The 26,736-nt window shown below is 57.2% G+C and carries 27 protein-coding genes; 21 read left to right on the forward strand and 6 right to left on the reverse strand.

The features are described from left to right. Positions 1-397 precede the first annotated feature (397 nt). The 10 genes from CR155_RS20840 to CR155_RS17565 all read left to right on the forward strand — a co-directional run bounded on the left by CR155_RS20840 (position 398) and on the right by CR155_RS17565 (position 9,506). The gene (locus CR155_RS20840; RefSeq protein ID WP_158238299.1) at positions 398-886 is read left to right on the forward strand and encodes a hypothetical protein; all 489 of its coding nucleotides are present in this window, start codon (positions 398-400) and stop codon (positions 884-886) included. Between the two features lie 118 nt (positions 887-1,004). Then, positions 1,005-1,280: an accessory factor UbiK family protein gene (locus tag CR155_RS17525; RefSeq protein WP_102071328.1), complete on the forward strand. Its 276-nt coding sequence runs from the start codon at positions 1,005-1,007 to the stop codon at positions 1,278-1,280. A 133-nt stretch (positions 1,281-1,413) separates the two neighbouring features. Further along, positions 1,414-2,928, forward strand: coding sequence for a YifB family Mg chelatase-like AAA ATPase (locus CR155_RS17530; protein WP_102071329.1), 1,515 nt, complete (start codon positions 1,414-1,416; stop codon positions 2,926-2,928). A gap of 164 nt (positions 2,929-3,092) precedes the next feature. Next, positions 3,093-3,290 carry a 50S ribosomal protein L35 gene (rpmI, locus tag CR155_RS17535; RefSeq protein WP_073101588.1) on the forward strand — a complete coding sequence of 66 codons (198 nt, stop codon included), beginning with the start codon at positions 3,093-3,095 and terminating at the stop codon, positions 3,288-3,290. 19 nt (positions 3,291-3,309) lie between these two features. Beyond that, a complete protein-coding gene (gene rplT, locus CR155_RS17540) occupies positions 3,310-3,669 on the forward strand; it encodes a 50S ribosomal protein L20 (protein ID WP_102071330.1) in 360 nt (119 codons plus the stop codon). Positions 3,670-3,739: 70 nt separating this feature from the next. Then, positions 3,740-4,762 (forward strand): phenylalanine--tRNA ligase subunit alpha, encoded by a 1,023-nt coding sequence (gene pheS / locus CR155_RS17545; protein ID WP_102071331.1) that lies wholly within the window; start codon positions 3,740-3,742, stop codon positions 4,760-4,762. Positions 4,763-4,862: 100 nt separating this feature from the next. Further along, on the forward strand, positions 4,863-7,271 hold the full coding sequence (gene pheT / locus CR155_RS17550) for a phenylalanine--tRNA ligase subunit beta (protein ID WP_102071332.1): 2,409 nt from the start codon (positions 4,863-4,865) through the stop codon (positions 7,269-7,271). A gap of 15 nt (positions 7,272-7,286) precedes the next feature. Beyond that, the gene (locus tag CR155_RS17555) at positions 7,287-7,610 is read left to right on the forward strand and encodes an integration host factor subunit alpha (protein WP_102071333.1); all 324 of its coding nucleotides are present in this window, start codon (positions 7,287-7,289) and stop codon (positions 7,608-7,610) included. An 85-nt stretch (positions 7,611-7,695) separates the two neighbouring features. Then, positions 7,696-8,100 (forward strand): MerR family transcriptional regulator, encoded by a 405-nt coding sequence (locus CR155_RS17560; protein ID WP_102071334.1) that lies wholly within the window; start codon positions 7,696-7,698, stop codon positions 8,098-8,100. Positions 8,101-8,120: 20 nt separating this feature from the next. Beyond that, entirely contained in the window at positions 8,121-9,506 is a 1,386-nt protein-coding gene (locus CR155_RS17565) for an L-serine ammonia-lyase (protein WP_102071335.1), read from the forward strand. A gap of 13 nt (positions 9,507-9,519) precedes the next feature. Here CR155_RS17565 and CR155_RS17570 read toward each other — a convergent pair whose 3' ends face one another. The 5 genes from CR155_RS17570 to CR155_RS17590 all read right to left on the reverse strand — a co-directional run bounded on the left by CR155_RS17570 (position 9,520) and on the right by CR155_RS17590 (position 13,953). Further along, positions 9,520-10,596 carry an anti-sigma factor domain-containing protein gene (locus tag CR155_RS17570; protein ID WP_102071336.1) on the reverse strand — a complete coding sequence of 359 codons (1,077 nt, stop codon included), beginning with the start codon at positions 10,594-10,596 and terminating at the stop codon, positions 9,520-9,522. Continuing rightward, on the reverse strand, positions 10,593-11,120 hold the full coding sequence (locus CR155_RS17575) for a sigma-70 family RNA polymerase sigma factor (RefSeq protein ID WP_102071337.1): 528 nt from the start codon (positions 11,118-11,120) through the stop codon (positions 10,593-10,595). Before CR155_RS17575 ends, CR155_RS17570 begins: the two co-directional genes overlap by 4 nt. Positions 11,121-11,230: 110 nt before the next feature. After that, entirely contained in the window at positions 11,231-12,205 is a 975-nt protein-coding gene (locus CR155_RS17580; RefSeq protein ID WP_102071338.1) for a Bug family tripartite tricarboxylate transporter substrate binding protein, read from the reverse strand. A gap of 26 nt (positions 12,206-12,231) precedes the next feature. Then, positions 12,232-12,600: an AtuA-related protein gene (locus CR155_RS17585; RefSeq protein WP_102071339.1), complete on the reverse strand. Its 369-nt coding sequence runs from the start codon at positions 12,598-12,600 to the stop codon at positions 12,232-12,234. Between the two features lie 6 nt (positions 12,601-12,606). After that, the gene (locus tag CR155_RS17590; protein WP_102071340.1) at positions 12,607-13,953 is read right to left on the reverse strand and encodes an acyclic terpene utilization AtuA family protein; all 1,347 of its coding nucleotides are present in this window, start codon (positions 13,951-13,953) and stop codon (positions 12,607-12,609) included. 93 nt (positions 13,954-14,046) lie between these two features. Between CR155_RS17590 and CR155_RS17595 the strand changes: the two genes are divergently transcribed. From CR155_RS17595 to CR155_RS17645, 11 genes are all read left to right on the forward strand, one after another. Continuing rightward, positions 14,047-14,940: a LysR family transcriptional regulator gene (locus CR155_RS17595; RefSeq protein ID WP_102071341.1), complete on the forward strand. Its 894-nt coding sequence runs from the start codon at positions 14,047-14,049 to the stop codon at positions 14,938-14,940. A gap of 97 nt (positions 14,941-15,037) precedes the next feature. After that, positions 15,038-17,020 (forward strand): acyltransferase family protein, encoded by a 1,983-nt coding sequence (locus CR155_RS17600; RefSeq protein WP_102071342.1) that lies wholly within the window; start codon positions 15,038-15,040, stop codon positions 17,018-17,020. Further along, positions 17,017-18,819 (forward strand): ABCB family ABC transporter ATP-binding protein/permease, encoded by a 1,803-nt coding sequence (locus tag CR155_RS17605; protein WP_102071343.1) that lies wholly within the window; start codon positions 17,017-17,019, stop codon positions 18,817-18,819. Before CR155_RS17600 ends, CR155_RS17605 begins: the two co-directional genes overlap by 4 nt. 79 nt (positions 18,820-18,898) lie before the next feature. Beyond that, a complete protein-coding gene (locus CR155_RS17610) occupies positions 18,899-19,396 on the forward strand; it encodes an SUF system Fe-S cluster assembly regulator (RefSeq protein WP_102071344.1) in 498 nt (165 codons plus the stop codon). Beyond that, positions 19,393-20,838, forward strand: a complete 1,446-nt coding sequence (gene sufB / locus CR155_RS17615; RefSeq protein WP_102071345.1) for a Fe-S cluster assembly protein SufB — start codon at positions 19,393-19,395, stop codon at positions 20,836-20,838. The genes CR155_RS17610 and sufB overlap by 4 nt, the downstream gene beginning before the upstream one ends. Before the next feature lie 12 nt (positions 20,839-20,850). After that, complete coding sequence (gene sufC, locus CR155_RS17620) at positions 20,851-21,624, forward strand: Fe-S cluster assembly ATPase SufC (protein WP_102071346.1); 774 nt, start codon at positions 20,851-20,853, stop codon at positions 21,622-21,624. Next, a complete protein-coding gene (gene sufD / locus CR155_RS17625) occupies positions 21,621-22,928 on the forward strand; it encodes a Fe-S cluster assembly protein SufD (RefSeq protein WP_102071347.1) in 1,308 nt (435 codons plus the stop codon). Before sufC ends, sufD begins: the two co-directional genes overlap by 4 nt. Continuing rightward, entirely contained in the window at positions 22,925-24,187 is a 1,263-nt protein-coding gene (locus CR155_RS17630; protein ID WP_102071348.1) for an aminotransferase class V-fold PLP-dependent enzyme, read from the forward strand. Before sufD ends, CR155_RS17630 begins: the two co-directional genes overlap by 4 nt. Next, the gene (gene sufU / locus CR155_RS17635) at positions 24,180-24,635 is read left to right on the forward strand and encodes a Fe-S cluster assembly sulfur transfer protein SufU (RefSeq protein ID WP_102071349.1); all 456 of its coding nucleotides are present in this window, start codon (positions 24,180-24,182) and stop codon (positions 24,633-24,635) included. Before CR155_RS17630 ends, sufU begins: the two co-directional genes overlap by 8 nt. Positions 24,636-24,650: 15 nt before the next feature. Next, positions 24,651-25,205, forward strand: a complete 555-nt coding sequence (sufT, locus tag CR155_RS17640; protein WP_102071350.1) for a putative Fe-S cluster assembly protein SufT — start codon at positions 24,651-24,653, stop codon at positions 25,203-25,205. A 29-nt stretch (positions 25,206-25,234) separates the two neighbouring features. Beyond that, positions 25,235-25,660 (forward strand): OsmC family protein, encoded by a 426-nt coding sequence (locus CR155_RS17645; protein WP_102071351.1) that lies wholly within the window; start codon positions 25,235-25,237, stop codon positions 25,658-25,660. Between the two features lie 65 nt (positions 25,661-25,725). Here the strand turns inward: CR155_RS17645 and CR155_RS17650 are convergent, their stop codons facing one another. Beyond that, complete coding sequence (locus CR155_RS17650; RefSeq protein ID WP_102071352.1) at positions 25,726-26,544, reverse strand: response regulator transcription factor; 819 nt, start codon at positions 26,542-26,544, stop codon at positions 25,726-25,728. Between the last annotated feature and the right edge of the window lie 192 nt (positions 26,545-26,736).

Genomic DNA, 26,736 nt, shown 5'->3' on the forward strand with positions numbered 1-26,736 from the left:
TGCGCTGAAAGAGGGCGCGTCCGCCACGCGAAGTGCATCTTTAAGCCCTGATCTGGTGCGAATTCCCGGTGCAAGCGCACCGAAAACGAGCGCGCCGGGCTGAGAAAAAGCGCACAAAACTGTAACGATACCTTGGATCAGCAGGGCTTTTGTATCTCGATGTAGAGAAACCGGATGTGTTGGAGCCGCTCGAAGCGGTTGATGTCCCGGGACGTTCTGGAAAATTATGAACACGGGAATGAATATTATTGAAATCAGTATTTACACTAGCTACGGGGCTTTTATTGAGTCTGTCGCTAGAATCAACCTAAGCAAGTTGTAACAGGCTCGCTGCTGAACCTGCTAGTCGCACCGGGTCAGCACATCGCACCGCGACTTAGGATTAGTGAGGAATATTATGAAAAAGACTCGTATCAATCTTGCCGTTATTGCAATGGTCGCTTCCATGAGTCTGCTTGCCGCATGCTCGGACGGTGACGATACCGCCGCTCCAGGCACTGCCGGTTCAGAAACTCCCGCGCCGACGCCAAGTCCTACGCCGGCACCGACCCCGGCGCCCACACCGACACCTGAACCCACGCCAAGCCCGACTCCAAGTCCAACACCAGCCCCGGATACGGCACCATCGACTTCCCCATCCAACGGGACAGCACCGGCCACCCAATCCCCCACAAGCTTCGGCACGGAACTGAAGGAAGATGCCAAGCAAGTGGCTGCGGCCGTCAGCGCCAAGGCGGGAGATCTTAAAGACGCCACCGCCCAGAAGATCGGCGAAATGGGGCAGGCGATCAGGGGCGGAGCCGCACAGGCCGATAAGGCTATTCAGGGCTCCGAGGGCACCCCTGCCACGTCGAGTACTGGCGCCGATTCGACCCTGAAGCCCTGATAGCGGCAACTATTGAATCAGCCGCGCCTCTGGTCGCAGTGTAAATAAAGCGGGCCGTCGCTCAGTCGCGGCTCGTTTTATTTATTACACTGGATGCTCAAAATCAACGGAGCCTGCGATGATCAACAAAACGGATTGGATTGAAGACTTCCAAAAGAATATATCGGACCTGATTGCCAAAAGTCCTGCCGCCGATATTGAACGCAACGTGAAAGCGATGATGGCCCAGACGTTTGCGCGCCTTGACCTGGTGACCCGGGAGGAATTCGATATTCAAGCCCAGCTGCTCGAGCGGTCACTGGCTCGAATTACGGCACTTGAGTCCCGAGTGCAGGCGTTGGAAGGCCGCCCAGCCACGCCATTGCAATCAGGGCCGGTCACAGACGCCCTATAACCCCATGCGGTCCCTGTGGGAGCGTTTGTCCTACCGTAGTTTTCCCATAGACAATCGAGCAGCTGGGCCCGTCGCCCGGCGTGCTTGAGGCGGCATACTTCTTTCTCGAGGAGCTATTGAACGAGGAGGAGGAATGTCATTGGCAATCCTGGCTAGCCGCGCCCTATGTGGCCTGGAGGGTCACCCCGTGCGAGTTGAAGTGCATGTGGGCCCCGGGTTGCCGGCCTTTCACCTGGTGGGCCTGCCTGATACTGGTGTACGCGAAAGTCGCGAGCGCGTACGGTCGGCGATCATCAGCAGCGGGTTCGAGTTCCCGGCAGGACGGATAACCGCGAATCTCGCGCCAGCCGATCTTCCCAAGGAGTCTGGTCGATTCGACCTACCTATCGCGTTGGGCGTGTTGCTTGCCTCGGGACAGGTGCAACCTGAGGCCGGTGCCGATCTGCCCGATTTGCGGCATTACGTGTTCGCCGGCGAACTTTCTCTCACCGGAGCCGTTGTCCCGGTAGGTGCCCCGCTGGCGATTGCGTTGGCGGTCGCGCGTTGCGGTCAGGATGCGAAACTGATAATGCCGCCCGACTGCGCCCGCATTGCGGCCAAGGTTCCTGGGCTTATCGTGTTTGGCGCAGCAACGTTGAGCCAGGTGGTCGAACATTTCTCAGGGCGGGTTCCCCTCGTCGCGGCGCAACCCATGCAGATGGAACCTGCCAAGGCGGCCCTGCGCTGTCTTTCCGAGGTGCGTGGCCAGCCGCTGGCGCGTCGTGCCCTGGAAATTGCGGCAGCGGGTGGTCATAGCCTGCTCATGGCGGGGCCGCCGGGGACGGGAAAAAGCATGTTGGCGCATCGTCTACCCGACTTGCTTCCGCCTCTGGATCAACATCATGCTTTAGAAGTTTCGGCAATAGCCAGTCTTTGCGGACTGGAATCCCGGTTCAGCGAAACTCCCCCATTCCGGGCTCCGCATCATTCGGCCTCCGCCCCGGCACTGGTAGGGGGCGGTGTACGGGCTCGTCCCGGCGAAATCAGTCTGGCGCATCGGGGCGTGCTGTTCCTCGATGAACTGCCCGAGTTCGGACGCAGAGTCCTGGAATCGCTGCGCGAACCCATGGAAACTGGCTGCATATCCATAGCAAGGGCGGCGGGAACGATTACTTTTCCGGCGGCATTTCAGCTTGTCGCGGCCATGAATCCTTGTCCTTGCGGCTGGTTGGGGCACAAGAAACTACCATGCACTTGTACTAGCGAACAAATTCAAAGATATCGCAGCAAGCTATCCGGACCCTTGCTCGATCGCGTGGATCTTCAAATTGCTTTGCCCGCTGCCGATTCGGACTGGATGGATGCACCGCGCGGCGAGACCTCGGAATCCGTGCGTATCCGGGTGGTGCAGTGCCGGCAGCGGCAGGCAGACCGCCAGAAGCGCGTCAATGCCAGCCTGGACGTATCTCAACTCGATCAGCATTGCGTGCTGGATCCTGCTGCAAAATCGCTATTGCAGCAGGGCATGGCCCGATGGAGCTGGTCGGCCCGTGTCATGCACCGCATTCTGCGTGTTGCCCGGACCCTGGCCGACCTGGCGAATGACGACGTCATTGGCAGCAGGCATGTTGCAGAAGCCATACAGTATCGGCAGCCATGGGGCAGCTAGCCACGAGGAATAGACAGCGACTGAACAAGCATCGTATAATCAAGGGCTTTTCCGGATATTTCTTCGGGGAAGGCAGCAACACCCTAACAAGTGGATGTTGGGTCATGCAAGCATTGCCATGTAGTCTGGCAGTCACCTACTTTCATAAACAACAGAGTTACATCATGCCTAAGATGAAAACCAAAAAAGGCGCTGCCAAGCGCTTTAAGGTTCGTGGTAGCGGGTCGATCAAGCGGGGCCAGGCGTTCAAGCGCCACATCCTCACCAAGAAAACAACCAAGAGCAAGCGTCAATTGCGCGGCTCAACCGCGGTGCACAAGTCTGATGTCGCCTCGGTCAAGGCAATGTTGCCTTTCGCTTGATTAACGGAGATCTCATACCATGCCACGCGTAAAACGCGGCGTAACTGCCCGTGCTCGTCACAAAAAAGTTATTAAAGCAGCTAAAGGTTATCGCGGTCGCCGCGGTAATGTATTCCGTATCGCCAAACAGGCGGTAATGAAAGCTGGGCAATATGCCTATCGCGATCGTCGCAACAAGAAACGGACATTCCGCGCACTCTGGATCACGCGTATCAATGCCGCCTGCCGCGAACTCGGTGTTTCGTACAGTGTATTTATCGCTGGCACGAAGAAAGCCTCGATCGAACTGGACCGCAAGGTACTGGCCGACATGGCTGTGCACGATAAAGCCGGCTTTGCGGCTGTGGTTGCTCAAGCACAAGCTGCCTTGGCTGCCTAATCGATTTCGATTCTGTATTGCTGCAAACGGGGCTCAATTGGGCTCCGTTTGTATTTGGAAAAGCGACACTATGACTCCTCCGGTTGATGACCTGATTGTTCAGGCTGAAGAACAGTTCGCCCAGGCTGCCGATGCGGCGGCACTGGAGAACGCCAAAGCCAAGTTCCTGGGAAAGCAGGGCGCCCTTACCACAATGCTGAAAGGATTGGCTAAGCTTGATCCCGAACAGAAAAAGGCGGAAGGCGCGCGCATCAATCAGGTGAAGCAGCATATTGAAGGCCTGCTTAATGCCCGCCGCGCGCAAATGGCACAGGCGGAGCTCGATAAGCGACTGGCCCAGGAGACGATAGACGTCAGCCTGCCGGGCCGGGGCAGAGGGTTTGGCGGAATACATCCGGTCATTCAGACCTGGCAACGCGTGGAAGCCATTTTCCGTTCTATCGGTTTCGACGTGGCCGATGGCCCCGAAATCGAAAACGACTGGACCAATTTCACTGCGTTGAACAATCCCGAAAATCATCCCGCTCGTTCCATGCAGGATACTTTTTACGTCGATATGAACGATGCGCAAGGCTTGCCTCTGCTGTTGCGTACTCATACCAGTCCCATGCAGGTGCGCTACGCCCGGATGAACAAACCACCCATCAAGGTCATTGCTCCCGGGCGCACCTATCGGGTCGATAGTGATGCCACGCACTCTCCGATGTTCCATCAGGTTGAAGGGTTGTGGATCGCCGAAGACATTTCATTTGCAGACTTGAAGGGCGTTTATACCGATTTTCTGCGGGCGTTTTTTGAAACCGACGAGCTGACACTGCGGTTTCGACCATCATTCTTCCCGTTCACCGAACCCTCGGCCGAGATAGACATGATGTTCGGCTCAGGTCCGAATCAAGGCAAGTGGCTTGAAATATCCGGCTCGGGGCAGGTGCATCCCGAGGTTGTCCGCAACTTTGGGCTCGATCCGGAACGATACATTGGCTTTGCCTTCGGATCGGGACTCGAGCGTCTCACGATGCTGCGTTATGGCGTCAATGACTTGCGCCAGTTTTTTGAAGGCGACCTGCGCTTCTTGCGCCAATTCAACCGCTAGCCAAACAAGCCGTTTATAGCGCTGAATTGTCGGTATGTACTGACTTACAATTCCTGCGATCAAGCCCTTGCAGTAGTTAAACGAATCCAACGAGTATCTTATGCAATTCCCCGAGTCCTGGCTGCGTGCTTTTGTCAATCCCGACCTCGATACGGATGCCTTGTCGCATCAATTGACCATGGCCGGCCTTGAGGTCGAGGAAACGACGTCCGCGGCGCCGCCGTTCAGCGGCATTGTCGTGGCGCACATTGTCGACGTGGCGCCTCATCCCAATGCTGACAAGCTAAGGGTGTGCCAGGTCGACGACGGTAGCGGCGCGCTATTGCAGATCGTTTGCGGGGCGCCCAACGCAGCAACTGGCATCAAGGTGCCTTTGGCGCGTGTCGGGGCACACCTTCCTGGCGGCATGGAAATAGGCACTGCCAGGATGCGCGGTGTGGAATCGGCCGGCATGTTGTGCTCGGCTCGCGAATTGGGGCTGTCGCAGGACCACGCCGGCTTGCTGGAACTGGATGCCGATGCACCCGTCGGCCAGTCGCTGCGTCAGGCGCTTGATCTTGACGATACACTCTTCACCCTTAAACTGACCCCCAATCGCGCCGACTGCCTGTCGATCCTGGGCGTTGCCCGCGAGGTATCGGCTCTTACCGGCGCAACGCTCACTTTGCCTTCCTTCGAGCCGGTTGCCGTCACCTTGACAGACCGTCTAGCGGTCACCGTCGAGGCACCCGACCTTTGCGGGCGCTTTGCCGGACGCGTTATCCGGGGCGTAAATGCCAGGGCACAGACGCCGTCGTGGATGAGAACCCGCCTTGAGCGCGCCGGTCAGCGCTCGGTTTCAGCGCTGGTCGATATTTCCAACTACGTGATGCTCGAGCTTGGACGCCCCACGCATGTGTTTGATTTAAAGCGCATACAGGGCGGTTTGTCGGTACGCTGGGGCAAGAAAGGCGAAACCCTTGAACTTCTTAACGGCCAGACGGTAGAAATCGACGAGAGCGTCGGCATCATCGCCGCCGGTAATGTCGTTGAGAGCCTTGCGGGCATCATGGGTGGCGAAGCGACTGCCGTAACGCTTGACACCACCGACATCTACCTGGAAGGAGCGTTCTGGTGGCCCGAGGCCATCATGGGGCGGGCGCGGCGTTATAAATTCAGCTCCGAAGCCAGCCATCGCTTCGAACGTGGCGTGGACTTTGAATCCGTCACCGAGCACCTGGAATTGATGACTCGCTTGCTGGTGGATATCTGCGGTGGTGAAGCAGGGCCACTCGATGACCAGATCATCAGGTTGCCGGAACGCGCGCCGGTCAATATGCGTCTGCAACGCTGTCATCGTGTCCTGGGCGTACCCGTGGCGCAACAGGAAGTTGAACAAATTTTCACGCGCCTGGGCTTACCTTTCGAGGTGGAGGAGGGGACATTCACTGTAAAACCGCCTTCGTACCGGTTCGATTTGTTCATCGAGGAAGACCTCATCGAAGAAGTGGCGCGGATCTATGGTTTTGAGCGCATGCCCGATGTGCCCCCGATTGCACCGGCAAAGATGCTCTCACGTCCCGAAGCCTTACGCGGCCCGCACACCTTGCGCGAACGCATGGCGGACCTGGACTACCAGGAAGTTATTAACTTTGCCTTCGTTGAAGACGCCTGGGAACGTGATTATGCCGGCAACCACGATCCCATCCGTTTGCTCAACCCCATAGCAAGCCAGCTGGCCGTCATGCGCTCGAGCCTGATCGGCGGCTTGCTGGCCAATATCGTGCACAATGCCAATCGGAAGCAAAACCGTGTCCGTGTCTTTGAACTGGGACGGGTATTCCTGCGCGATTCGTCCGTGGTCGATGGCGATCTTAGCGTGGCGGGTGTGCGTCAGCCACAATACCTGTCCGGCGCGGCATGGGGGCCTGTGGTGGACGAGCAGTGGGGTTTGCCAACGCGGCAGGTCGATTTCTACGATATAAAGAAGGACCTCGAAACCCTGCTGGGGACCCAGGCAAGCCGACTGATATGCGCGCCGGCAAGCTACCCAGCGCTGCACCCAGGCCGTTCGGCCAGACTTGAACTGGATGGCGTCGCGGTAGGCTGGATGGGCGAGATACATCCGCGCTGGGCGCAGCAAAGCGATTTGATTCATGCTCCGGTGGTGTTCGAGATCGACGTTGCCGCCATCTCGGTCAATGCCATGCCAGCACCGGCGGAATTGTCCCGCCAGCCGGTGGTCATCCGCGACTTGGCCGTATGGGTTAAGGACGATGCATCGTATCAGGATTTGTTGAATACGCTTACCCAAACGATAGCGTCCAATGCTACTCTTGAAATAGTCAACGATATCAAGCTGTTTGACGTGTGGCGCGATAAGTCCGCACAAACCGGGGAAAAGAGCATGGCCTTCCGTTTCTGGCTGCAAGGACACGAATCGACGCTGGACGACGAAACCGTCGAGCAGTGCATCAGTGGCCTGTTGCAGGCGCTCGTCAGCCAGCACGGCGTGCGCCCGCGCGCTTAAAGGAGTAACAGAGTAATGACTATTGATCACACCCTGACCAAGGCCGAGCTTGCCGAGCTGCTATTTGACCGCGTGGGACTGAACAAGCGTGAAGCCAAAGATATCGTCGATACGTTCTTCGAGGAGATACGCGATTCGCTTGCGCGCGGCGTCGAAGTCAAGTTGTCGGGATTCGGCAATTTCCAGGTCCGGGACAAGCCCCCGCGCCCGGGTCGCAACCCCAAGACTGGCGAGGTCATACCTATCGCGGCGCGCCGGGTGGTGACATTTCACGCCAGCCAGAAGCTGAAAGGCGCTGTCGAAAATAGCGGCACTGTCGCCGCCCCGGAAAAAGAATAGCCCGCCACGGATGGCATACGAGCCGTCGATGCTGGATGTTCCTCCTCAAATTGGTGTTCTCAATTAACCGGCCTACAATCTGCTCATGAGTTCTAGCGAAAAACCTGTCACCTTGCCTCCCATCCCTGCCAAGCGGTATTTCACGATAGGCGAAGTCAGTGATCTGTGTTGTGTCAAACCCCATGTATTGCGCTATTGGGAGCAGGAATTTACTCAACTCAAGCCGGTCAAGCGGCGAGGAAATCGCCGGTACTATCAGCACCACGAGGTATTGCTGATTCGCCGCATACGCGATCTGCTTTATGAACAAGGTTTCACCATCAGCGGCGCCCGCAATCGCCTGGGTGATACCCACGAGGTGCCGCATGATCAAGATGCCGCTGTGCGTCTGTCGGGCGCCGAGCTGCAGGGGCTGCGCAACGACCTGATCGCCGTCAAAGAAATGCTGTCCAGCGCGCTTGAAGAAACGAACGGCGTCCGCAACTTTTAATCCACTGAGGTGCTGCCGCCATGACACTTTCAGTGTTCGATATATTCAAGGTTGGCATCGGACCGTCCAGTTCGCATACCGTCGGACCCATGCGGGCAGCACGCAATTTTGCCCGCAACCTTAACGATCGCGGGGTGCTGGACGATGTCGTAGCAATGACGGTCGAGCTGTACGGCTCTTTGGCTGAAACCGGACGGGGTCATGGCACCGATATGGGCATCATGCTTGGGTTGTCGGGTGAGTCGCCGGACACAGTAGTGCCCTCGGATATTGCCGGGCTCATCGCGCACATCAAGGCGGCACAAGAACTTCGGCTATGGGGGAAACGACCGATAAAATTCGACCCCGACAAGGTTTTCAGCTATCGCATTCGTCCCATGGTGGAACATCCCAATGGCATGCGCTTCTCTGCTTTCAATGAAGATGGCCTGGCGGTTCTTGCCGAGCGCTATGTTTCCATAGGCGGGGGATTCATTCGTGCCCTGGATGTCATCGATACCGATGAAACCATCCCTCAGCACGATCCCATACCGTTCCCGTTTTCGACTGGCCGGGAGCTGCTTGATCTCTGCCAGGAAACAGGAAAGTCCATAGCCCAGATCATGATGGCCAATGAAGCCACACTGTTGCCTGAAGACCAGGTACGGCGGGACGTCCTGCATCTTGCCGATGTCATGAACGCTTGTATTGACCGCGGTTGTGGCATTGGCAACGATCAGGCCGGCGAACTCCTGCCCGGGGGGCTTAAAGTTCGCCGGCGGGCGCCGGCCTTGTACCGTGAGTTGCAGCGCGAATGCGGCAAAGACGATGTCATGGCAGCGATGGATTGGGTCAATCTGTTTGCAATGGCTGTCAACGAGGAAAACGCCGCAAGCGGTCGGGTCGTTACCGCACCGACCAACGGAGCGGCCGGCTTGCTGCCCTCTGTGTTGCGCTACTACCAGGTCTTTACGTCTGCGCCCACGCCAGAGGGTGTTGTGGATTTTCTGCTTACAGCAGCCGCCATTGGTTTCCTATACAAGACGAATGCTTCCATATCCGGTGCGGAGGTCGGTTGCCAGGGTGAGATTGGTGTGGCCTGCTCGATGGCGGCCGCTGGTCTCACGGCCGTGCTGGGCGGCATCCCGCAGCAAGTCGAAAACGCCGCCGAAATCGGCATGGAACACAATCTGGGCCTCACTTGCGACCCCATAGGCGGTTTGGTACAGATTCCCTGTATCGAGCGTAATGCCATGGGTGCTGTCAAGGCGATCAATGCCTCGCGTTTGGCCTTGCAAGGCGACGGTAAACACCATGTTTCGCTGGATGCGGTGATAGAAACCATGCGCCAGACCGGCGCCGATATGCGTAGCAAATACAAAGAAACATCACGTGGCGGCCTGGCCGTCAACGTGGTGGTTTGCTAGAAGATCCGCAGCGCTATTGGCCGGGCGTCAACCCGTCGGCAGGCGGCGGGTTAACCGCCGACCTGCCAAATGTCACGACGCGTCCTATGAACAGTATGGGCCCGCTTGGGCTGGCGGTCGGAGACCCGCCGGCTGGTTCCTGGGTCATTTCGAATAGTTGGTCCGGTCCGATTTCGCCCATGAGTGTGGCAGGTACCGTCACCGGTTGATTTACGTCTATCAAGCCAAGCGACCGTGGCTGCGTCATGGTCTTGTTATAGGTCCAGAGCTGGACCGACGCGTCAGCCGGAACATCGCTGCGCACCTGCGGATTCATCAGGACATTGCCTTGAGGATCTATGGTGACAACCCAGCCGGGCGTTGAACTTTGTCCGGGTGCCTGCATGATCGCAGCCCTCGTCGCTGCGACTTCTACGACGGTAATCGGTGGGGCAGCCGGTTCGTTGGGCATGAGTCCCAATACGATCGCAATCGAAGCAAAGATGCCGCTTGCGATGCGCCAGAACCATATATTGCCCTTCTTCGGCTTGGCTACTGGCTCTGACACGGGTTTCACCGTGGGTTCAGGTTTCATCGCCTTCTTTGGCGAACCAGTCGGAGCCTTGGTGTGGGATGCGCTGGCGGCCGTTTTCTTTTCAGTCGCGGGGACGGAAGCCCTGTTTTGCGGAGATTCGAGAGGTTTCTCCCTGGTGCGCAGCACAGTGGCCACCGTGAGTGGTGCTTCCTGTTCCGATTTCTGTGCACTAGCCGCTGTCCGCTCGGGCGCCCGGATGGGTGGCTGCGCAATAGGAGCTACTTTCCTGATTGCGGCGGGAATCGTTGCAGGGGTCGCTGGATTTGCAGGACGTTTGGTGGTGGAGTGTCCTAGAGTCGCTTGCAGGCGCTGCAGTGATTGAGGTCCTGGATGGACGGGCGCAAGCAAATCGACCAATTCGAGGAAGTGACTTTCCCACTTCAATGCCACCGCGGCGGCCTGGATGTCTTCGCCCAGCAGTTGTTGCGCCTGTGATGACTCCTGCGAATTTAGGAGGCCCAGCGTATATTCCGCGATCAGGATCTCGCGATCGTAAGTTGTCGGCGAGCTGCTCATACTGGCTGTTGCTCCACGATGCGGTTCAGGCCGGTTTGCACGCATTGTTTGATGTGTGCTGCTGGCGCATCGAGACGTGCCGCAATTTGTTCGTACGTATAGCCATTATAGAAAGCCATCAATAGGGGCCGCCGCTGCGCTTCATCGAGTGCGGCAATGGCGTCGAGAATCGTGGAGGAGGGTGAATGATCGCCGCCTGTGTCGGGCAGTTTTTCGGTCCAGCCCATGTCCAGGGATTGAGCTGGGCGCGACAGCCGCAGCCGATGTAGCGCCCTGTAGCGCAGGATGCTGTACATCCAGGCGCGACCAGCGCCGAGGCCGGGATCGTAGCTGTTCGCATGTTTCCAGATCGATACAAAGGTATCCCGCATCAGATCTTCAGCGATAGTGCGCTGGGCGAGCATCTTCAGGCACAAGGCCAGCATGCGGGGCGACTCATGCTGGTACAAATCTTGAAGTGCATCCTGATCGCCTTGCGCGCACGCAAATAGCGCCGCTTCGTAATCGAAGGGTGAAACAACCATACTATCTCCGTTTTCGTCCGGGACCAGGTTTGTCCGGGACAACGTTATTGTATTAGGAGTTTTCGGACGATACGAGCGGTGGACATGGAAGGTCAATAAATAAAATCAGCTCAGGACGGCTCGATACCAGCCTTCTTGATGATTGCTCCCCACTTTCCGGTTTCTTTTTTCTGGAAGTCTGCCAGTTCAGCGGGTGTCGATGTGACGGGCTTGGTGCCAGTGCTGGCGTAGAACTGTTTTGCAGCCGCGCGTGTGGTCGCCCCGACCAGCAGTTCGTTTAGCCGGTTCACGACCGCATCCGGGGTCTTGGCGGGAACGTATGCCGCGAACCAGTACCCCATTTCATAGCCCGGAACCCCTGCGGAACTAATGGTGGGTACGGTTGGCGCGAGCGATGAGGGCTCCACCGTGGTCACGCCCAACGCCCGCAGCTTATCCGCCTTGACCTGCGGCAGACCGGTGGCCATATCGGCCATCATCATGTCAATCTGCCCGCCCAATAAATCAGTGATGACCAACGGGTTGCTCTTGTAAGGGACGTGCAATAGCTGTACATCGGCCATTTGTTGAAAGAGTTCGCCTGCAACCCGGCTGCTGGAACTGCCGCTGCCAAAAGAGAGTTTTCCAGGATTCTCCTTAGCGATCTTTATAAAGTCACCTACTGTCTTGGCCGGGGAGGATGGATTCACAACCATGATCTGGCCGCCAGTTCCGAGGAGGGTGACTGGCGCAAAATCCTGGACCGGGTCGTAACTGAGTTTCTTGTAAAGGTGCGGGTTGGCTGATTGTGAGGTGTTGGTAGTGATAAGCACGCGGTAGCCATCCGGTGTCGCGCGAGCGACATCGCTGGCACCTATCATGGCGCTTGCTCCGGGTTTATTCTCGATGACCACTGTCTGGCCGGCTTGTTCTGTCACACCTTGGGCAATGGCACGCGCCAGCTGGTCAGTGGCGCTCCCAGGACCGAAGGGTACTACGAAAGTGATCGGGCGGCTGGGGAAGGTGTCCTGGGCTTGCGCAGCCCATGGCACGCACAAGCTTATGGCAGTTGCCAATATCGTTTTCTTGATTTTTGTATGAAACATGATGGTCTCCTGGGATTTGATTTGTTTTAGCCTTGAATGTCAGGCAGGGTCTTGGCAAGCTCGGTGCTTACACGGATGGGAAAATCGAGCAGGTAAAAAGATAAGGCTTTGCCATGCGTATCCAGGTTCAGTGCGTCGTTGACCCCCCCATCGAGAACGCCTTCGAGCACAAAGTTCATGGCAGCGATGGATTCGAGCAGATAGCGTTTGACGGAAGTGGGGCGCCGGAAAGCAAACCATTCCTGAACTGCCGCCTCGGTTAGCTGCTCTTCCAGTATCGGGAGGTGGTCGGGCAGCCAGGCGATGACGCTGATATTCGAGATGTTTCCTTTGTCGCCCGTGCGGCTGTGCGCCAGTCGGTATAAAGGGACGGTACGCGTGGACAAGACGGTCATGGTCTATTACTCAAGGAAATGCCAGCTTGCCGGTGCCAGATCCCGGGGAACAAGACTGGACAAGGTATTCAATCGGGGATGCAAGGAAGTACGCACTCCGCCGCCGCCAGCCGGCCCACAGGTGTAAAGGGCAGTCACTTCACGCAAGACCTTTTCAGCAATATCCTTTTGCGGATGCGCACCCGCAATCCGCAAGCGTATGTCCCTGGAGCGTCCGGGCGTCTGCCTGCGCAAATATTCGCCGTCGTCGTCCCCGAAAATACTGCTCGCTCCAATCAGGTCGATACGCAGCTTCAATTGCGTGCCCAGGCGTTTTTGCACAGTTTCCGCAGCGAGCCGGGCGCGGGCCTCTGCTTGGATGCCTGCATAGGAAATCTCGGCCTCGGCCAACCATCCTCCCTGGTAGCAGATATTGACCTTGAGGGTATCGGGCCTGGCATGCCCGGTGACGCAATCGATACGCACGACATCTTTTGCTGTTTCGGTGACGGTGACGCGACTGATGTCGGCCGTAACGTCAGGTGTCAGATAAGCCGCGGGATCATGCACCTCATAAAGCAACTGCTCTTTGACTGTTTGCTTGCTGACCAGGCCGCCTGTGGATGTTGCCTTGCTGATCGAAAAGCTGCCTGAATCGTCGATAGCGGCAATTGGATAACCAAGGTCATCCATGCCTGCAACATCTTTCAGACCTGGTATTGCAAAATATCCGCCGGTGACCTGAGTGCCACATTCGAGTAGATGGCCGGCCATGGTCGCGCAGCCCAGGCGGTGCCAGTCGTCGATTCTCCAGCCGAAATGCGCCAGGGCCGGACCTACCACCAAAGAAGGATCGGCAACGCGCCCGGCAACGACGACGTCCGCGCCTGAAAGCAAGGCGTCGGCAATTTCAGCCGCACCCTGATAAGCGTTGATGCTTACGATATCCAGTCGATCAAATTGCGGGCCCATGCGTTGGCGCAGGTAATCCCGTTGAGCGTCGTTGGTCAACTGGTCGCCCGCGAGGACGGCAACCCGCGGTATTCGCAAGCCTCGTTCTCGTGCCAGGGCTTTGATGCGCCGGCCCGCGGCCGGCGGATTGGCGGCACCGAAGTTACTGACAATCTTGATTTCATGCTGCAGGCACAAGCCCAACGCGGGGCCAACCAGATCCACAAGCAAAGGCTCGTAGCCGAATTCCGGGTCACGATTCTTGGCAAGTTGGGACAAGGCCAGTGTGCGTTCAGCCAGGGTTTCGAAGATGAGCACCTGGCCGCCGGTCTGAATGAGCGTATTGACGACAGGCAGCACGCCGTCAGTGCGGTCGCCGGAGAAACCAGTGGCGCAGCCTATCTTGAACGTGCCCGAGCTCATTAATTTGCCTGTGTGTGTAACGGGACTTTCACTATAGGGTCGTGTCATTAATAAGTAAAATAGAAATATCATATCCATTATGTCCATATACCCATGAATCTTTCTTCGCGTCAATTGAGGGCTTTTGTCGCTCTGGTCCAGGAACGGCAATTCACCAAAGCGGCGCAGCGTTGTCACCAGACGCAGCCGGCATTCAGCGCCCTGATCAAATCCCTTGAGGACTCAATGGGCATTCGCTTGTTCGACCGCACAACGCGCCGTGTCGAATTGACTCCCGAAGGACGCTTGTTCAATGTGTCGGCGTTGCGTTTGTTGAACGATATGGACGCCGTCATGGGTGACCTGAAGGAACATGTGGCCAAACGGCGTGGACGGGTTTCCGTCGCGGCGCTGCCGTCGTTGGCGGCTGGCTGGCTACCTGCCATCTATGCACGCTTCCATTCTGAGTTCCCCGGTGTCCAATTACAACTCCATGACGCATTGCTGGAACCTTGTCTTGACCTGGTGCGACGAGGTTCTGCAGACATTGCCGTGGCGGCCAAAGGGCAGGATATGACCGGCCTCGTCGCGCAGCCTTTATGCGAAGACTCTTTCTTTGTTGTATGCCGGCGCGATGACGCCTTGGCAGCCAGGAAATCCGTTGACCTGGCAGATATCAAGAACCGCGCCATCATCCAGTTGGGTAAGGGCAGCAGCATCAGACAAAGCCTGGCTGACAATCCGGCTTCTGCCGACTTCGATTCGCTGCTGGAGGTCGATCACCTGGCGACAGTCACAGGCTTGGTCGTGGCCGGACTAGGGATAAGTCTCGTCCCTGCGATGACGTTATTTCACTTTCAACATCCCGACCTGAGCATAGTACCTTTGTCCCCAAAAGATGCAGTGAAGCGCTCGCTGTTCCTGATTCGACGCAAGGAAAAAAGCCTCTCCAGCGCCGCGCAGGCGTTCTATGACTTATTGCTGGAACAGCGCAAGGAACTTCAATGAAAAGCCGCCGTGGTGGTTCAGCGACGCGTTGATACATATTCCACGAGCGGTGCTTGCTACACTTCGCCACCTCTTCCCGTAACAACATAGCGGATACATGTCTGGTAGTCTTCCCTTTGCCTCAGTGACGGGCACATCCAAATCCTATCGTCCGGAAGTCGACGGACTGCGGTCAGTTGCTGTACTAAGCGTGCTGCTCTTCCATGCGGGTTTTGCTCCGTTTGGCGGCGGCTTTGTTGGGGTCGACGTTTTTTTCGTTATCTCCGGCTACCTCATTACCCAGATCATCCAGTCGGACTGTGAACGTCAACGGTTCAGTCTTTTGCCGTTCATGGCGCGGCGCGTTGCACGCTTGTACCCCGCCTTGATTGCTACCTTGGTGCTGGTCATGGTCGCGGGTTTTGTACTATTCGACCCCACCCAGTACCGGACTCTGGCGGCGTCCAGCGTGGCCGCCTTCTTCTCGGCGTCCAACGTTGTCTTCTGGCAGGTAGCCGGCTACTTTGACACATCGTCGGAGTTGAATCCCTTGCTTCATACCTGGTCGCTGGGCGTCGAACAGCAGTTCTACCTGGTATGGCCTTTGGTCATCTATGGCGTCTGGCGCTGGCGCCCGGCCATGCTGCCCTGGGCCATATTGTTGGTCGGTATGCTGTCACTCGCGGCGTCCCAATGGTTCACGTTGCGCGATCCATCGGCCAATTATTTTCTTATGCCATTCCGGATGTTTGAATTTGCTGCGGGCGGATTGCTGCCGTGGCTGGAGCGCAGATTCATGCCGGCTAACAGGACGCAGGAAGCGTTACTTGCTACGGGCTTGCTGTTGTTGATGTATAGCGTATTGGCCTTTGACAGCACGACTATTTTTCCGGGCGTCAATGCGTTGATCCCCGTGACCGGCGCGGCGCTGTGCATATACGCCGGGCGTGCGCGCTATCTGGGTGTGCTTTTGCGTAACCGGGTCGCGGTGTTTATCGGGCTGAGCTCATACTCCCTGTACTTGGTCCATTGGCCGCTGATTGTTTTCTATAAGTTTCATGTTTATCGTCCTCTGGAATTCCAGGACAAGTTCCTTCTTTTCGGTCTGCCATTCTTCCTGGCATATCCGATGTACCGGTGGGTGGAGCGCAGATACCGGAGGGTCGATCTCATCAGCTGGAGCCGGGTCAAGGCTGCGTCCTGCGCCGCGGCGATTGCGCTGGTGATTGCACCCAGTGCCTACGTGTATTTTCAGCAAGGATTGCCATTCAGGGTTAATGACCAGTACGAGCAACGTATCGCCGACCCATCGATCGCGCAGGCGCGTCTTTTCGGCGGTGAAGGCTACGCGCTTGACGCAGTACTAGGCGAAACGTCAACTAGCAGGCCGCTGGCGATTTTCGCAGGCGATAGTTTCGCCCTGCAATATGCCGCCGGCTTTGATTTTTGGCTGAAGCAGAGCGGGGACAGTATGCAAGGCGTGTTCCGGCACGGCTGCATACTGGGTCCTGACGTTACACGCCTTCTCGCCGGTCGTCCGCGCCAGGATTGCCTCGACACCAGCGGGCGACTTCAGGCCCTGCTTGACGACAATGACCTGCCCCTGGTCTACACAATGAGCTGGACCGGATACCGGCATTTGTTGGCACGCCCCGATGGCACTCGACTGGAGTTCGCAACCTCGGCCGATTATGGCCGCTTCTTAATTGCGAATGTCATGGAGCTGGTCGCCGACAACCCGCGGCGCAAGCTGGTCGTCATCGGCAACCAGCCTGGCATTCGCGCGGCGGGCGGTGCCAGCGCCTGTCTGGAGCGTCCGGATTATGTGCCCATGGCATGCCTGGCATCGTTGCAGCTGCCGTCGGAGCGCGGGCTCGGATACGAATTGAACCAGCAGTTGGCGCGCGCGTTTCAGTCAAATTCACAGGTGCTTTTCCTGAACCCTTACGATGTCCTGTGCCTGCATGGCGTATGTTCGGCCACGAGCGACCAGAATGTCCGATATTCCGATACATCGCATCTTTCAGTCGCCGGTTCGCTGGAAGTGGCGCAGATATTCCTGCAGCAAATCATGAAGTTCTTGAAGGATCCCGCTAAATGAGAATACGTCACCATGGACCAGCGCCGGAAGGGCGCGATGATATAAAGACGATAAAGTCCCTGCTGCCCTATGTGTGGCAATTCAAGCGGCGCGTGGTTGCGGCCCTGGCATGTCTGGTGGCTGCCAAGGTCGCCGGTGTAATCCTCCCGTTGTTTCTGAAAGACATCGTCGACAAACTTAGCCTGCCGGGAACGTTGCTCATTCTGCCTGTCGCGGCCCTGCTAGGCTACGGTTTCGCACGCTTGGCGTCCAGCGTCTTCGGAGAGCTACGTGATGCGCTGTTTGCACGCGTAACACAGGGGTCCATCCGTCGTATTGCTGCGCAACTGTTCAAACATCTTTTTGCATTATCGCTGCGCTTCCACATGCAACGACAAACGGGCGGCTTGAGTCGGGATATTGAACGGGGAACCAAAGGCATAGGCTTCTTGTTGAATTTCATGGTGTTCAATATCCTGCCGACCTTGCTTGAAATCGGCATGGTGACTGCCATTTTGTTGTGGCGCTATGACTGGCGCTTTGCCGTGGTGACTTTGGGTACCATCGCTGCGTATATTGTCTTCACACTGCTGGTCACTGAAAAGCGCATGGTCTACCGACGCAGCATGAATGATCTGGACAGCAAGGCCAACAGCAAGGCGATCGATGCCTTGATCAACTATGAAACCGTAAAGTATTTCGGCAACGAAGGCTATGAGCTGGATCGATATGACACCAATCTTGGAAAGTGGGTGGATTCGGCCGTCAAGAACCAGGTCTCCCTCAATTTCCTCAACATGGGGCAGGGGGTCATCATCACCGCTGGCATCACGTTGCTGCTGTGGCTATCGGCTGAAGGGGTCGTAAGCAACACGATGTCGGTGGGAGATGTGGTTCTTGTTTCGGCCTATCTCACGCAGCTTTATGCACCGCTCAATTTCCTTGGCTTTGTGTACCGTGAGATCAAGCACGCCTTGGCCGATATGGAACGCATGTTTGGTTTGATGGAGCAGGGCGAGGAAGTTGCCGACCGCGCTGACGCGCACCCGTTGCGAACATCGCAGGCAGCGATCCGCTTCAATCATGTTGATTTCGGCTACGAGTCGAATCGTCAGATTCTCTTCGATGTCAGTTTCTCCATACCGGCGGGCAAGACGTTGGCAGTGGTAGGATCGTCGGGGGCCGGCAAATCGACCTTGTCGAGATTGCTATTTCGTTTCTACGACGTCCATTCCGGCTCGATCACGATCAACGATACCGATATACGTGACCTCACCCAGGCCAGCCTGCGCCAGCATATCGGCATCGTTCCCCAGGACACGGTGCTGTTCAATGACACCATCCTGTATAACATTGCCTATGGCAGGCCAGGTGCGTCCGAACAGGAAATCGTCCAAGCCGCAAAGGCCGCAAGTATCCATGATTTTGTGATGAACCTACCGGATGGCTATCAGACACAGGTCGGTGAGCGGGGCCTGAAATTATCGGGCGGCGAAAAACAGCGCGTTGCCATTGCGCGTACAGTCCTCAAGAATCCGCCTATCCTGATCCTGGACGAAGCGACCAGTGCGCTCGATACACGCACCGAGCGTGTGATCCAGGACGAGTTGCGTTTGGTGGCCAAGGACAGGACCACACTGATCATTGCTCATCGCCTTTCCACGATCGTCGATGCCGACGAGATCATCGTACTGGATCATGGCAAGGTTCTTGAACGCGGTTCGCACCGGGATCTCATCAGCCAGAACGGCCGGTATGCACAGATGTGGGCATTGCAGCAAAGCGGCAAGGACCAGGATGTTCCCAATGGAGCTGCATGAGTGAATCCGGATTGACAATATAGTACTGGAACGGTACTATATGATTTGATTCGCAAGAAATTATCCGGAGAGTACGCAGATGCTGCGTATCAGCAAGATTATCGACTATGGCACCTTGGTGCTTACCCACATGGCGAGCGCGCCTGAACGCGTGTTCAGCGCTGCCGAATTGGCAGCCACGCTGGGGCTTGGTCAACCCACTGTCAGCAAGGTGCTTAAACTGTTGGGACAACACGAACTGGTGAAAAGCAGCCGTGGCTCGCGTGGCGGTTATATGCTGGGCCGGCCAGCCGACACCATCAGCATCGCGCACATTATAGACGCTCTGGAAGACCAGCCATTCGGCCTGACCGAATGCACATCCATGCCGGGTGCCTGCAGCGTCGAGGCAGGCTGCCACATACGCACTAACTGGCAGCGCATCAATTCCATCATTCGGCACACGCTCGAAGACGTTAGCGTCGCCGACATGCTCAGTCCCACACCCATCGAATTTCCGCTGATACCCCGGCATTTGCCCGCATCGCAAGCAAGAACACGGGCCGCCCAGGCCACGACATGGAGTTTTCCCGAATGAATACCGTAAACGACAGCCTCGACTCATTTCTGGACCGCGAATATTCGGCCGGTTTCGTTACGTCGATAGAGTCGGACACCATACCCAAAGGTTTATCCGAGGACACGATACGCTTGTTGTCGTCGAAGAAAGGCGAGCCCGAGTTCATGCTCGAATGGCGTCTGGCAGCCTACCGGCACTGGCTCACCATGACGCTTCCGGAGTGGGCCCAGGTCAGTTTTCCGCGTATCGATTTCCAGGACATCAGCTACTACTCCGCGCCCAAGAAGAAAGAGGGCCTCAAAAGCATGGACGAGGTCGATCCCGAGCTTCTGCGTACTTACGAGAAACTGGGTGTCCCGCTGCACGAACGCGCCCGCCTGGCCGGTGTGGCCGTGGATGCGGTATTCGACTCTGTATCGGTCGCGACGACATTTCGCAAGCAACTGGCCGAAGTCGGCGTCATCTTCTGTTCATTCTCGGAGGCGGTCAAGGACCACCCCGAACTGGTACGCAAGTATCTGGGTACAGTGGTACCCACCAACGACAATTACTACGCTGCCCTGAACTCCGCCGTGTTTTCGGACGGATCGTTCGTATATATACCCAAAGGCGTGCGATGTCCCATGGAGCTGTCGACGTATTTCCGCATTAATGCACAAGACACGGGTCAGTTCGAGCGTACTCTCATTATTGCGGACGAAGGTGCGTCAGTCAGTTACCTTGAAGGCTGTACGGCGCCCATGCGGGATGAAAACCAATTGCACGCCGCGGTCGTGGAACTGGTAGCGCTCGACGACGCCAAGATCAAGTATTCCACGGTACAAAACTGGTACCCCGGCGATAAAGACGGCAAAGGCGGCATTTATAACTTCGTGACCAAGCGCGGCGACTGTCGCGGCGCCCGTTCGCGCATCTCCTGGACTCAGGTGGAAACCGGATCGGCCATCACCTGGAAATATCCCAGCGTGATCCTGCGTGGCGATGATTCCACCGGAGAGTTCTATTCCGTGGCGCTCAGCAATCATCGCCAGCAAGCCGATACGGGCTCAAAAATGATACATATGGGCCGCAATACACGCAGCACCATCATCTCCAAGGGAATTTCTGCCGGGTATGGCAGCAATACTTTCCGTGGTCTGGTCCGCATGACGCCAAAGGCGGAAAACGCACGCAATTATACGCAGTGCGACTCGCTTCTTATTGGCAAACGGTGCGCGGCGCACACGTTTCCCACCATCGAGGTGCAGAATCCCACGGCCAGTGTGGAGCACGAAGCAACCGCCTCGCGCATCGGGGAAGATCAATTGTTTTATGCCATGCAGCGCGGCCTGACGGCGGAAGACGCCGTCTCCATGATCGTCAATGGTTTCTGCAAGGAAGTTTTCAAGGAATTGCCAATGGAATTTGCAGTCGAGGCTCAGAACCTGCTCGGCGTAAGTCTGGAAGGCAGCGTAGGTTAAGGAGAAGTCGTAATGCTGAATATTAAAGATCTGCACGCCTCGATCGAGAACAAATCGATACTGCGCGGCCTGAATTTAACAGTCAACGCTGGCGAAGTGCATGCCATCATGGGGCCCAACGGCTCCGGAAAAAGTACCCTGTCGCAAGTGCTGGCAGGGCGTGAAAGCTACACCGTCGAAAGCGGCTCTGTCGACTGGATGGGCCAGAATCTCCTGGAAATGCCAATTGAAGAGCGTGCCCGCTCAGGCCTGTTCATGGCTTTTCAGTATCCCATCGAGATCCCCGGTGTATCAAATGCCTATTTCCTCAAGGCCGCCGTCAATGCCGTCCGTCGACATCAGGGCCTGCCCGAGCTTGACGCCATGGATTTCCTCAAACGTGTAAAAAGCGAAATGAAGGCCGTGGGCATGAAGGAAGAGTTTCTGTATCGCTCCGTAAACGAAGGCTTTTCGGGTGGGGAAAAGAAACGCAACGAGATCCTGCAAATGACCTTGCTTGAACCCAAGCTCGCCATACTGGATGAAACCGATTCGGGGCTCGACATCGATGCCTTGAAGGTCGTGGCCGACGGTGTGAACCGCTTGCGTTCCCCAGAGCGGGCCCTTATTGTCATCACCCATTACCAGCGGCTGCTCGACTACATCGTGCCCGATTTCGTGCATGTGCTCGCCGGTGGCAAGATCGTGCGCTCGGGTGGACGCGAACTGGCCCTGGAACTCGAAGAGCGTGGATACGGCTGGATAGGCGGCGAATCGTCCGTCACCGGAAAAGGAGCGGCGGCATGAGCACTGTACAAACCTGGGTGGCCGACTTTGCGGTTCGCGAGCAGGGTTTGACAGGCGCCAACGTGCCTTGGCTCGCCGCCATGCGGAAAAACGCCATCCAGCGGTTCGCCGAGGAAGGCTGGCCGACCACCAGACATGAAAGCTGGCGCCATACATCGCTGGCGACACTCGAGCAGCAATCGTTTGTTCCGACGACTGATGCGCCGGCCGACGACCTGGCCAGCCAAGTGCGTGGCGCCGACTCTGGTCATTGGCTCGTCTTTGTCGACGGCCGCTATGCCCCCGGGCTGTCGAAAGTGGGTTCCTTGCCGGCTGGTGCAGAGCTGCGCAGCCTATCTCAGGCCCTGGTCACTTCACCTGACCAGGTCCAGGACGCGTTCGGGACTGAAAGCCAGGGTTCAAGCGCGACGGCACTGAATGTGGCACTGGCTTCCGATGGTGCGTTCATTCATCTGGCGCGAGGTGTCGTGCTTGAAGAGCCCGTGCACCTGCTCTTCATTGCTGCCAGCGCTCAGGGCGCCAGTTTCCCGCGCAACCTTATCAGCGCCGAGACCAATTCGCAGGCCACCATCGTGGAGCATTATGTCGGCCAGGGCAGCAGTGTCACCTTTACCAATACGGTGACGCGTGCCAATCTCGCCACGGATGCACGAATCACCCATATCAAACTGCAGCAGGAAAGCGAAGAGGCATTCCACCTGGGCGCCCTGAACGTAGAACAGGCCAAGGGATCCGTATTCAATTCCCACTCCATGTCCTTCGGGGCACGCCTGGCACGCCACGATATCGCCACCACATTTGGCGGGCAGCGTTGCGAGACCTTGCTGAATGGGCTGTACTACGTCGATGGGCGACGCCATGTGGATCACCATACGCTAATTGGTCATGCCCAGCCTCATGGCGTCAGCCGTGAATACTACCGTGGCATTCTTACCGATAAGGCGCGCGGAGTATTCGGCGGACGCATCCTAGTTTCACCCGGAGCCGACGGCACCGACGCCGTTCAGCGGTCCGACAGTCTGCTATTGTCCCGCATGGCCAAGGCCGACGCCCGTCCCGAGCTTGAAATATACGCCGACGACGTCAAGTGCGCCCACGGCGCCACCGTGGGCCAGATCGACGAAGACAGTATGTTCTACCTGCGCTCCCGGGGTCTGGATGAAATTCATGCGCGCAATATACTGACGTACGCCTTCGCGGCCCAGTCGCTCGAGCGCATTGAAATTGAATCCGTGCGCCAGCGCGTAGCGCATGCAATTCGATCGTTGTTGCCCGGTGGTGCAAGTCTGGGGGTCCTCGCATGAATGCACCCTTGATCAACGCAGGCCATGCATCCCTATTGGATCGTGCGGGCGACTTTCCCATCTTGTCGCGTCAGGTGCAAGGTCGGCGTCTCGTCTACCTTGATAACGGTGCAACCACACAGAAGCCGGTGGCGGTCATACAGGCCGAATCCCGTTTCTACGAGCAGTCCAACGCCAATATCCATCGTGGCGTGCACTGGCTCTCGCAACACGCCACCGATCTTTACGAGCAAGGACGCGAACGCGTACGGCAGTTGCTTAATGCGGCCCGGTCCGAAGAAATCGTCTTCACCCGCGGCACGACCGAAGGCATCAATCTTGTGTGCTGGAGCTGGGCGCGGTCGGCATTGAAGCAAGGCGATGAAATTCTTATTACCGGCATGGAGCATCACTCCAATATCGTGCCGTGGCAACTGCTGTGCGAGCAAACGGGGGCTGTGCTGCGCGTTGTTCCGGTGACGGATTCCGGCGAGCTCGATCTGGACGAGTATCGGGCCTTGCTGGGCCCGCGGACACGCCTGGTGGGGGTGGTGCATATTTCGAATGCGCTGGGCACCATCAACCCTATCGCCGAAATGATCGCCATGGCGCACGAAGTCGGCGCCAAGGTATTGATCGACGGCGCGCAGGCCGTTGCACATCAAACGGTCGATGTCCAGGCGCTCGATTGTGACTTCTATGCCTTTTCCGCACACAAGCTCTATGGGCCTACTGGCATTGGCGCTTTGTACGTGCGTTACGACATCCTTGCCGACATGCCCCCTTGGCAAGGCGGTGGCGACATGATTCATACGGTTAGTTTCGAGCGCAGCACTTATGCGGATGTGCCTCAGCGATTCGAGGCAGGCACGCCCAATATCGCGGGCGTTGTGGGCATGGACGCCGCCATACGGTATATGCAGGAAATCGGCATGGACACCATCGCTGCCCATGAACAATCATTGCTGGATGCCGCGACCGCCGAGTTGGCGTCGTTGCCAGGCATTCGAATAATCGGCACTGCCGATCGCAAGGCTGGCATTGTGTCGTTCGTGGTCGATGGCATACATCCGCACGACCTGGGCACAATTCTGGATATGGAAGGCGTCGCGATTCGGGCCGGACACCATTGCGCGATGCCTTTGATGACGCGTTTCGGCATACCCGGCACGGCGCGGGCGTCGTTCGCCTTGTATAACAGCCACGACGACGTTGCCGCGCTTGCCGCCGGTTTGCGCAAGGCACAGAAATTGTTTGGAACAGGACCCCGGGATGACTGAACAGTACGGCGATCTACGCGAGCTTTATCAGGAAGTGATTTTCGATCACAACCGTCATCCACGCAACTTTCACGCAATGGATGACGCAAGCCACACGGCAGTCGGCCATAATCCATTGTGCGGCGATCAGCTGACGATCTATGCGCAAGTCAAGGATGGTGTGGTGCACGAGACCAGTTTTGTGGGTCATGGGTGCGCCATTTCCAAAGCCTCAGCCTCGCTCATGACTGAAGCCGTCAGGGGCAAGTCCATCGATGAGGTCGAATCCTTGTTCCGCGATATGCACGCTATGCTTACCGAAGCCCAGCCAGAGGGCCGTGATTTCGGCAAGCTTGAGGTTCTTTCGGGCGTCCGCGAGTTTCCCGCCCGAGTGAAATGCGCCACGTTGGCGTGGCATACATTGCACAATGCCATTACGCAGGCCAGAGACGTTGCCCGCACCGAATAGAGAAAGAGGCCTATCATGAGTTATGCACGCCAGGAAGTCATTGTGAATCGCGACTGCCCCGCAGTGACGGTTCCCTACGGGTCGCCCGTCACCATCGAGGAAGGTTGTTCGGCCACCATCACCCAGCAACTGGGCGGAAGCTACACCGTTGTCGTGGAAGGCAACCTGTACCGAATTGAAGGTATCGACGGCGATGCACTAGGATTTGATCCCATCGAGGCGCAGGCGCATGTCCCGGAAGGACCGGTAACGGCCCAGTCGGTCGAAGATGCGGCCTGGAGCCTGCTTGCCACTTGCTACGATCCCGAAATCCCGGTCGATATCGTCAACCTCGGCCTGGTCTACGCCTGCAAGGTGTTGCCGGTCGGTGAAGAAAAGTTCCGCATCGAGGCGCAGATGACACTCACAGCCCCCGGTTGCGGCATGGGCACCATGATTGCTGACGAAGCGCGCAGCAAACTGTTATCCATACACGGCGTGGACGAGGTCACAGTAGACCTCGTCTGGGACCCGCCATGGAGCCGCGAAATGATTAGCGAGCCGGCGCGCTTGCAGATGGGTTTGTTGTAATTTTATATCCGTCCATACAAGGAGCAGTGATGATTAAACATGCATCGGCAGTCTGGAAGGGAAGTATCAAGGAAGGTGGTGGCACGATCTCAACCGAGACGGGGGTGCTGAACAACGCTCCCTATGGCTTCAAGTCCAGGTTCGAAGATGGCCCGGGAACGAATCCGGAAGAACTCATCGGTGCCGCGCATGCAGGCTGCTTTTCCATGGCTTTGTCGCTAATGCTGGGCGAGGCCGGTCTTACACCGGAAAGCATAAATACCAGTGCAGCGGTAACCCTCGAAAAGGTCGGCGATGGCTTTGCCATCACTGCCAGCCATCTTACGGTCGTCGCCCGCATACCAGGAGCGGACGAGGCCAAGTTTGACGAGATTGCAAACCAGGCCAAAGCGGGGTGCCCGGTATCCAAGGTGCTTAATGCCAAGATAACGATGGATGCAAGGCTCGAAGCCTGATCATCGGTACAAGCAACTATTCTGCTGTGTTCTCTGGCCTGCGCTTGCACAGGCCAGAGTGGTTTTCAAGGTCGAATTCCAGTCCGCGCCCGGGCCGCCGTGCCCGGTCTGAAGTCGATATTGTTATGTGCTTCAAGCTCGGGCTTGATGGGTGCGGAACCGGACTCCTGATTTCCGCTGATCGACGCCCAACCCAGTGTGGCGCCGCGCGACACAGCGGCATAAACTGCCGCGTTCCGGTTATGTACGTCAAGGCGCTGATATAGGGTTTCGGTATGGGCCTTTGCGGTCGCCACCGAGATATTCAGGTAGCGGCCCACTGTCTTCATGGGATAGCCCCGGGCAAGCAGTACCAGGACTTCGTATTGACGCGGAGTCAGCCCCAGCATCTGGCATTCCGAATTGGCCTCCGATACCATCTTAGGTTTTGTTTCGGGTGCGGGAGGCCATTTGACCGATTCGTATAACGGTGTCAGCGTCTGGGGTGGTTTGCTTCCGTTGGGCCGCAACGGAAAGCACGTGCCGCCTGCCAGTATCAGGCGTACCGATGCTTGCAACACTTCCGGTGGTACATTCTTGGGCACATACCCAGCCACAGAGGCTGGCAACCCCTTGGCCGAAGTCGGCATATCGCTGCTTTCGGCCAGTAATAAGACGGCCTTGGGCGAATAGGATCGATCGGCGGCCGTTACCAGGTCGTGCACGTCGTCCAGCGACGAGATCGACAGGAGCAAAAGGGCGCATTGGCCGGACTTGTGAACGTCTTGCGGGGGGGACGCATATTCGCCGCCTTCCAGTTGCACGCCCGGCACGACATCCGATAAAAGCTGCAAGATACCGAGCCTTAGCAAGGGGTGAGGCTCGATGACAATAATAGTCGGCATTCTTCTTCTTCCTAGGTTCCTCGCCGCTCTTGTGAGCGCCGATTGAGTGGCTGAAGCACTAGGCCCCATGGCCGTCCGCCGTATGCGGTACTGTCACAAAGCGACGTCGGCACTGATTACCATCGTGATACAACCATCTGTCTAGTTCCGCTGATAGCGAAACGAATATCCAACTGGATTGTTTCTTTATGG

It is taken from the genome of Pollutimonas nitritireducens (assembly GCF_002849615.1).
Taxonomy (GTDB): domain Bacteria; phylum Pseudomonadota; class Gammaproteobacteria; order Burkholderiales; family Burkholderiaceae_B; genus Pollutimonas; species Pollutimonas nitritireducens.

Bases quoted from the DNA above. Each gene is read 5' to 3' on its own strand.
- CR155_RS17575 (WP_102071337.1), bottom strand. From the start codon at position 11,120: ATGGTTGTTTCACCCTTCGATTACGAAGCGGCGCTATTTGCGTGCGCG.
- CR155_RS17570 (WP_102071336.1), bottom strand. From the start codon at position 10,596: ATGAGCAGCTCGCCGACAACTTACGATCGCGAGATCCTGATCGCGGAA.
- CR155_RS17630 (WP_102071348.1), top strand. From the start codon at position 22,925: ATGAATGCACCCTTGATCAACGCAGGCCATGCATCCCTATTGGATCGT.
- CR155_RS17600 (WP_102071342.1), top strand. From the start codon at position 15,038: ATGTCTGGTAGTCTTCCCTTTGCCTCAGTGACGGGCACATCCAAATCC.
- sufU (WP_102071349.1), top strand. From the start codon at position 24,180: ATGACTGAACAGTACGGCGATCTACGCGAGCTTTATCAGGAAGTGATT.
- CR155_RS17605 (WP_102071343.1), top strand. From the start codon at position 17,017: ATGAGAATACGTCACCATGGACCAGCGCCGGAAGGGCGCGATGATATA.
- pheT (WP_102071332.1), top strand. From the start codon at position 4,863: ATGCAATTCCCCGAGTCCTGGCTGCGTGCTTTTGTCAATCCCGACCTC.
- CR155_RS17645 (WP_102071351.1), top strand. From the start codon at position 25,235: ATGATTAAACATGCATCGGCAGTCTGGAAGGGAAGTATCAAGGAAGGT.
- CR155_RS17555 (WP_102071333.1), top strand. From the start codon at position 7,287: ATGACTATTGATCACACCCTGACCAAGGCCGAGCTTGCCGAGCTGCTA.
- CR155_RS17590 (WP_102071340.1), bottom strand. From the start codon at position 13,953: ATGAGCTCGGGCACGTTCAAGATAGGCTGCGCCACTGGTTTCTCCGGC.
- CR155_RS17530 (WP_102071329.1), top strand. From the start codon at position 1,414: ATGTCATTGGCAATCCTGGCTAGCCGCGCCCTATGTGGCCTGGAGGGT.
- CR155_RS17565 (WP_102071335.1), top strand. From the start codon at position 8,121: ATGACACTTTCAGTGTTCGATATATTCAAGGTTGGCATCGGACCGTCC.
- pheS (WP_102071331.1), top strand. From the start codon at position 3,740: ATGACTCCTCCGGTTGATGACCTGATTGTTCAGGCTGAAGAACAGTTC.
- rpmI (WP_073101588.1), top strand. From the start codon at position 3,093: ATGCCTAAGATGAAAACCAAAAAAGGCGCTGCCAAGCGCTTTAAGGTT.
- sufD (WP_102071347.1), top strand. From the start codon at position 21,621: ATGAGCACTGTACAAACCTGGGTGGCCGACTTTGCGGTTCGCGAGCAG.
- CR155_RS17580 (WP_102071338.1), bottom strand. From the start codon at position 12,205: ATGTTTCATACAAAAATCAAGAAAACGATATTGGCAACTGCCATAAGC.
- sufT (WP_102071350.1), top strand. From the start codon at position 24,651: ATGAGTTATGCACGCCAGGAAGTCATTGTGAATCGCGACTGCCCCGCA.
- CR155_RS17595 (WP_102071341.1), top strand. From the start codon at position 14,047: ATGAATCTTTCTTCGCGTCAATTGAGGGCTTTTGTCGCTCTGGTCCAG.
- CR155_RS17560 (WP_102071334.1), top strand. From the start codon at position 7,696: ATGAGTTCTAGCGAAAAACCTGTCACCTTGCCTCCCATCCCTGCCAAG.
- rplT (WP_102071330.1), top strand. From the start codon at position 3,310: ATGCCACGCGTAAAACGCGGCGTAACTGCCCGTGCTCGTCACAAAAAA.
- CR155_RS17585 (WP_102071339.1), bottom strand. From the start codon at position 12,600: ATGACCGTCTTGTCCACGCGTACCGTCCCTTTATACCGACTGGCGCAC.
- sufC (WP_102071346.1), top strand. From the start codon at position 20,851: ATGCTGAATATTAAAGATCTGCACGCCTCGATCGAGAACAAATCGATA.
- CR155_RS17525 (WP_102071328.1), top strand. From the start codon at position 1,005: ATGATCAACAAAACGGATTGGATTGAAGACTTCCAAAAGAATATATCG.
- CR155_RS17610 (WP_102071344.1), top strand. From the start codon at position 18,899: ATGCTGCGTATCAGCAAGATTATCGACTATGGCACCTTGGTGCTTACC.
- sufB (WP_102071345.1), top strand. From the start codon at position 19,393: ATGAATACCGTAAACGACAGCCTCGACTCATTTCTGGACCGCGAATAT.
- CR155_RS17650 (WP_102071352.1), bottom strand. From the start codon at position 26,544: ATGCCGACTATTATTGTCATCGAGCCTCACCCCTTGCTAAGGCTCGGT.
- CR155_RS20840 (WP_158238299.1), top strand. From the start codon at position 398: ATGAAAAAGACTCGTATCAATCTTGCCGTTATTGCAATGGTCGCTTCC.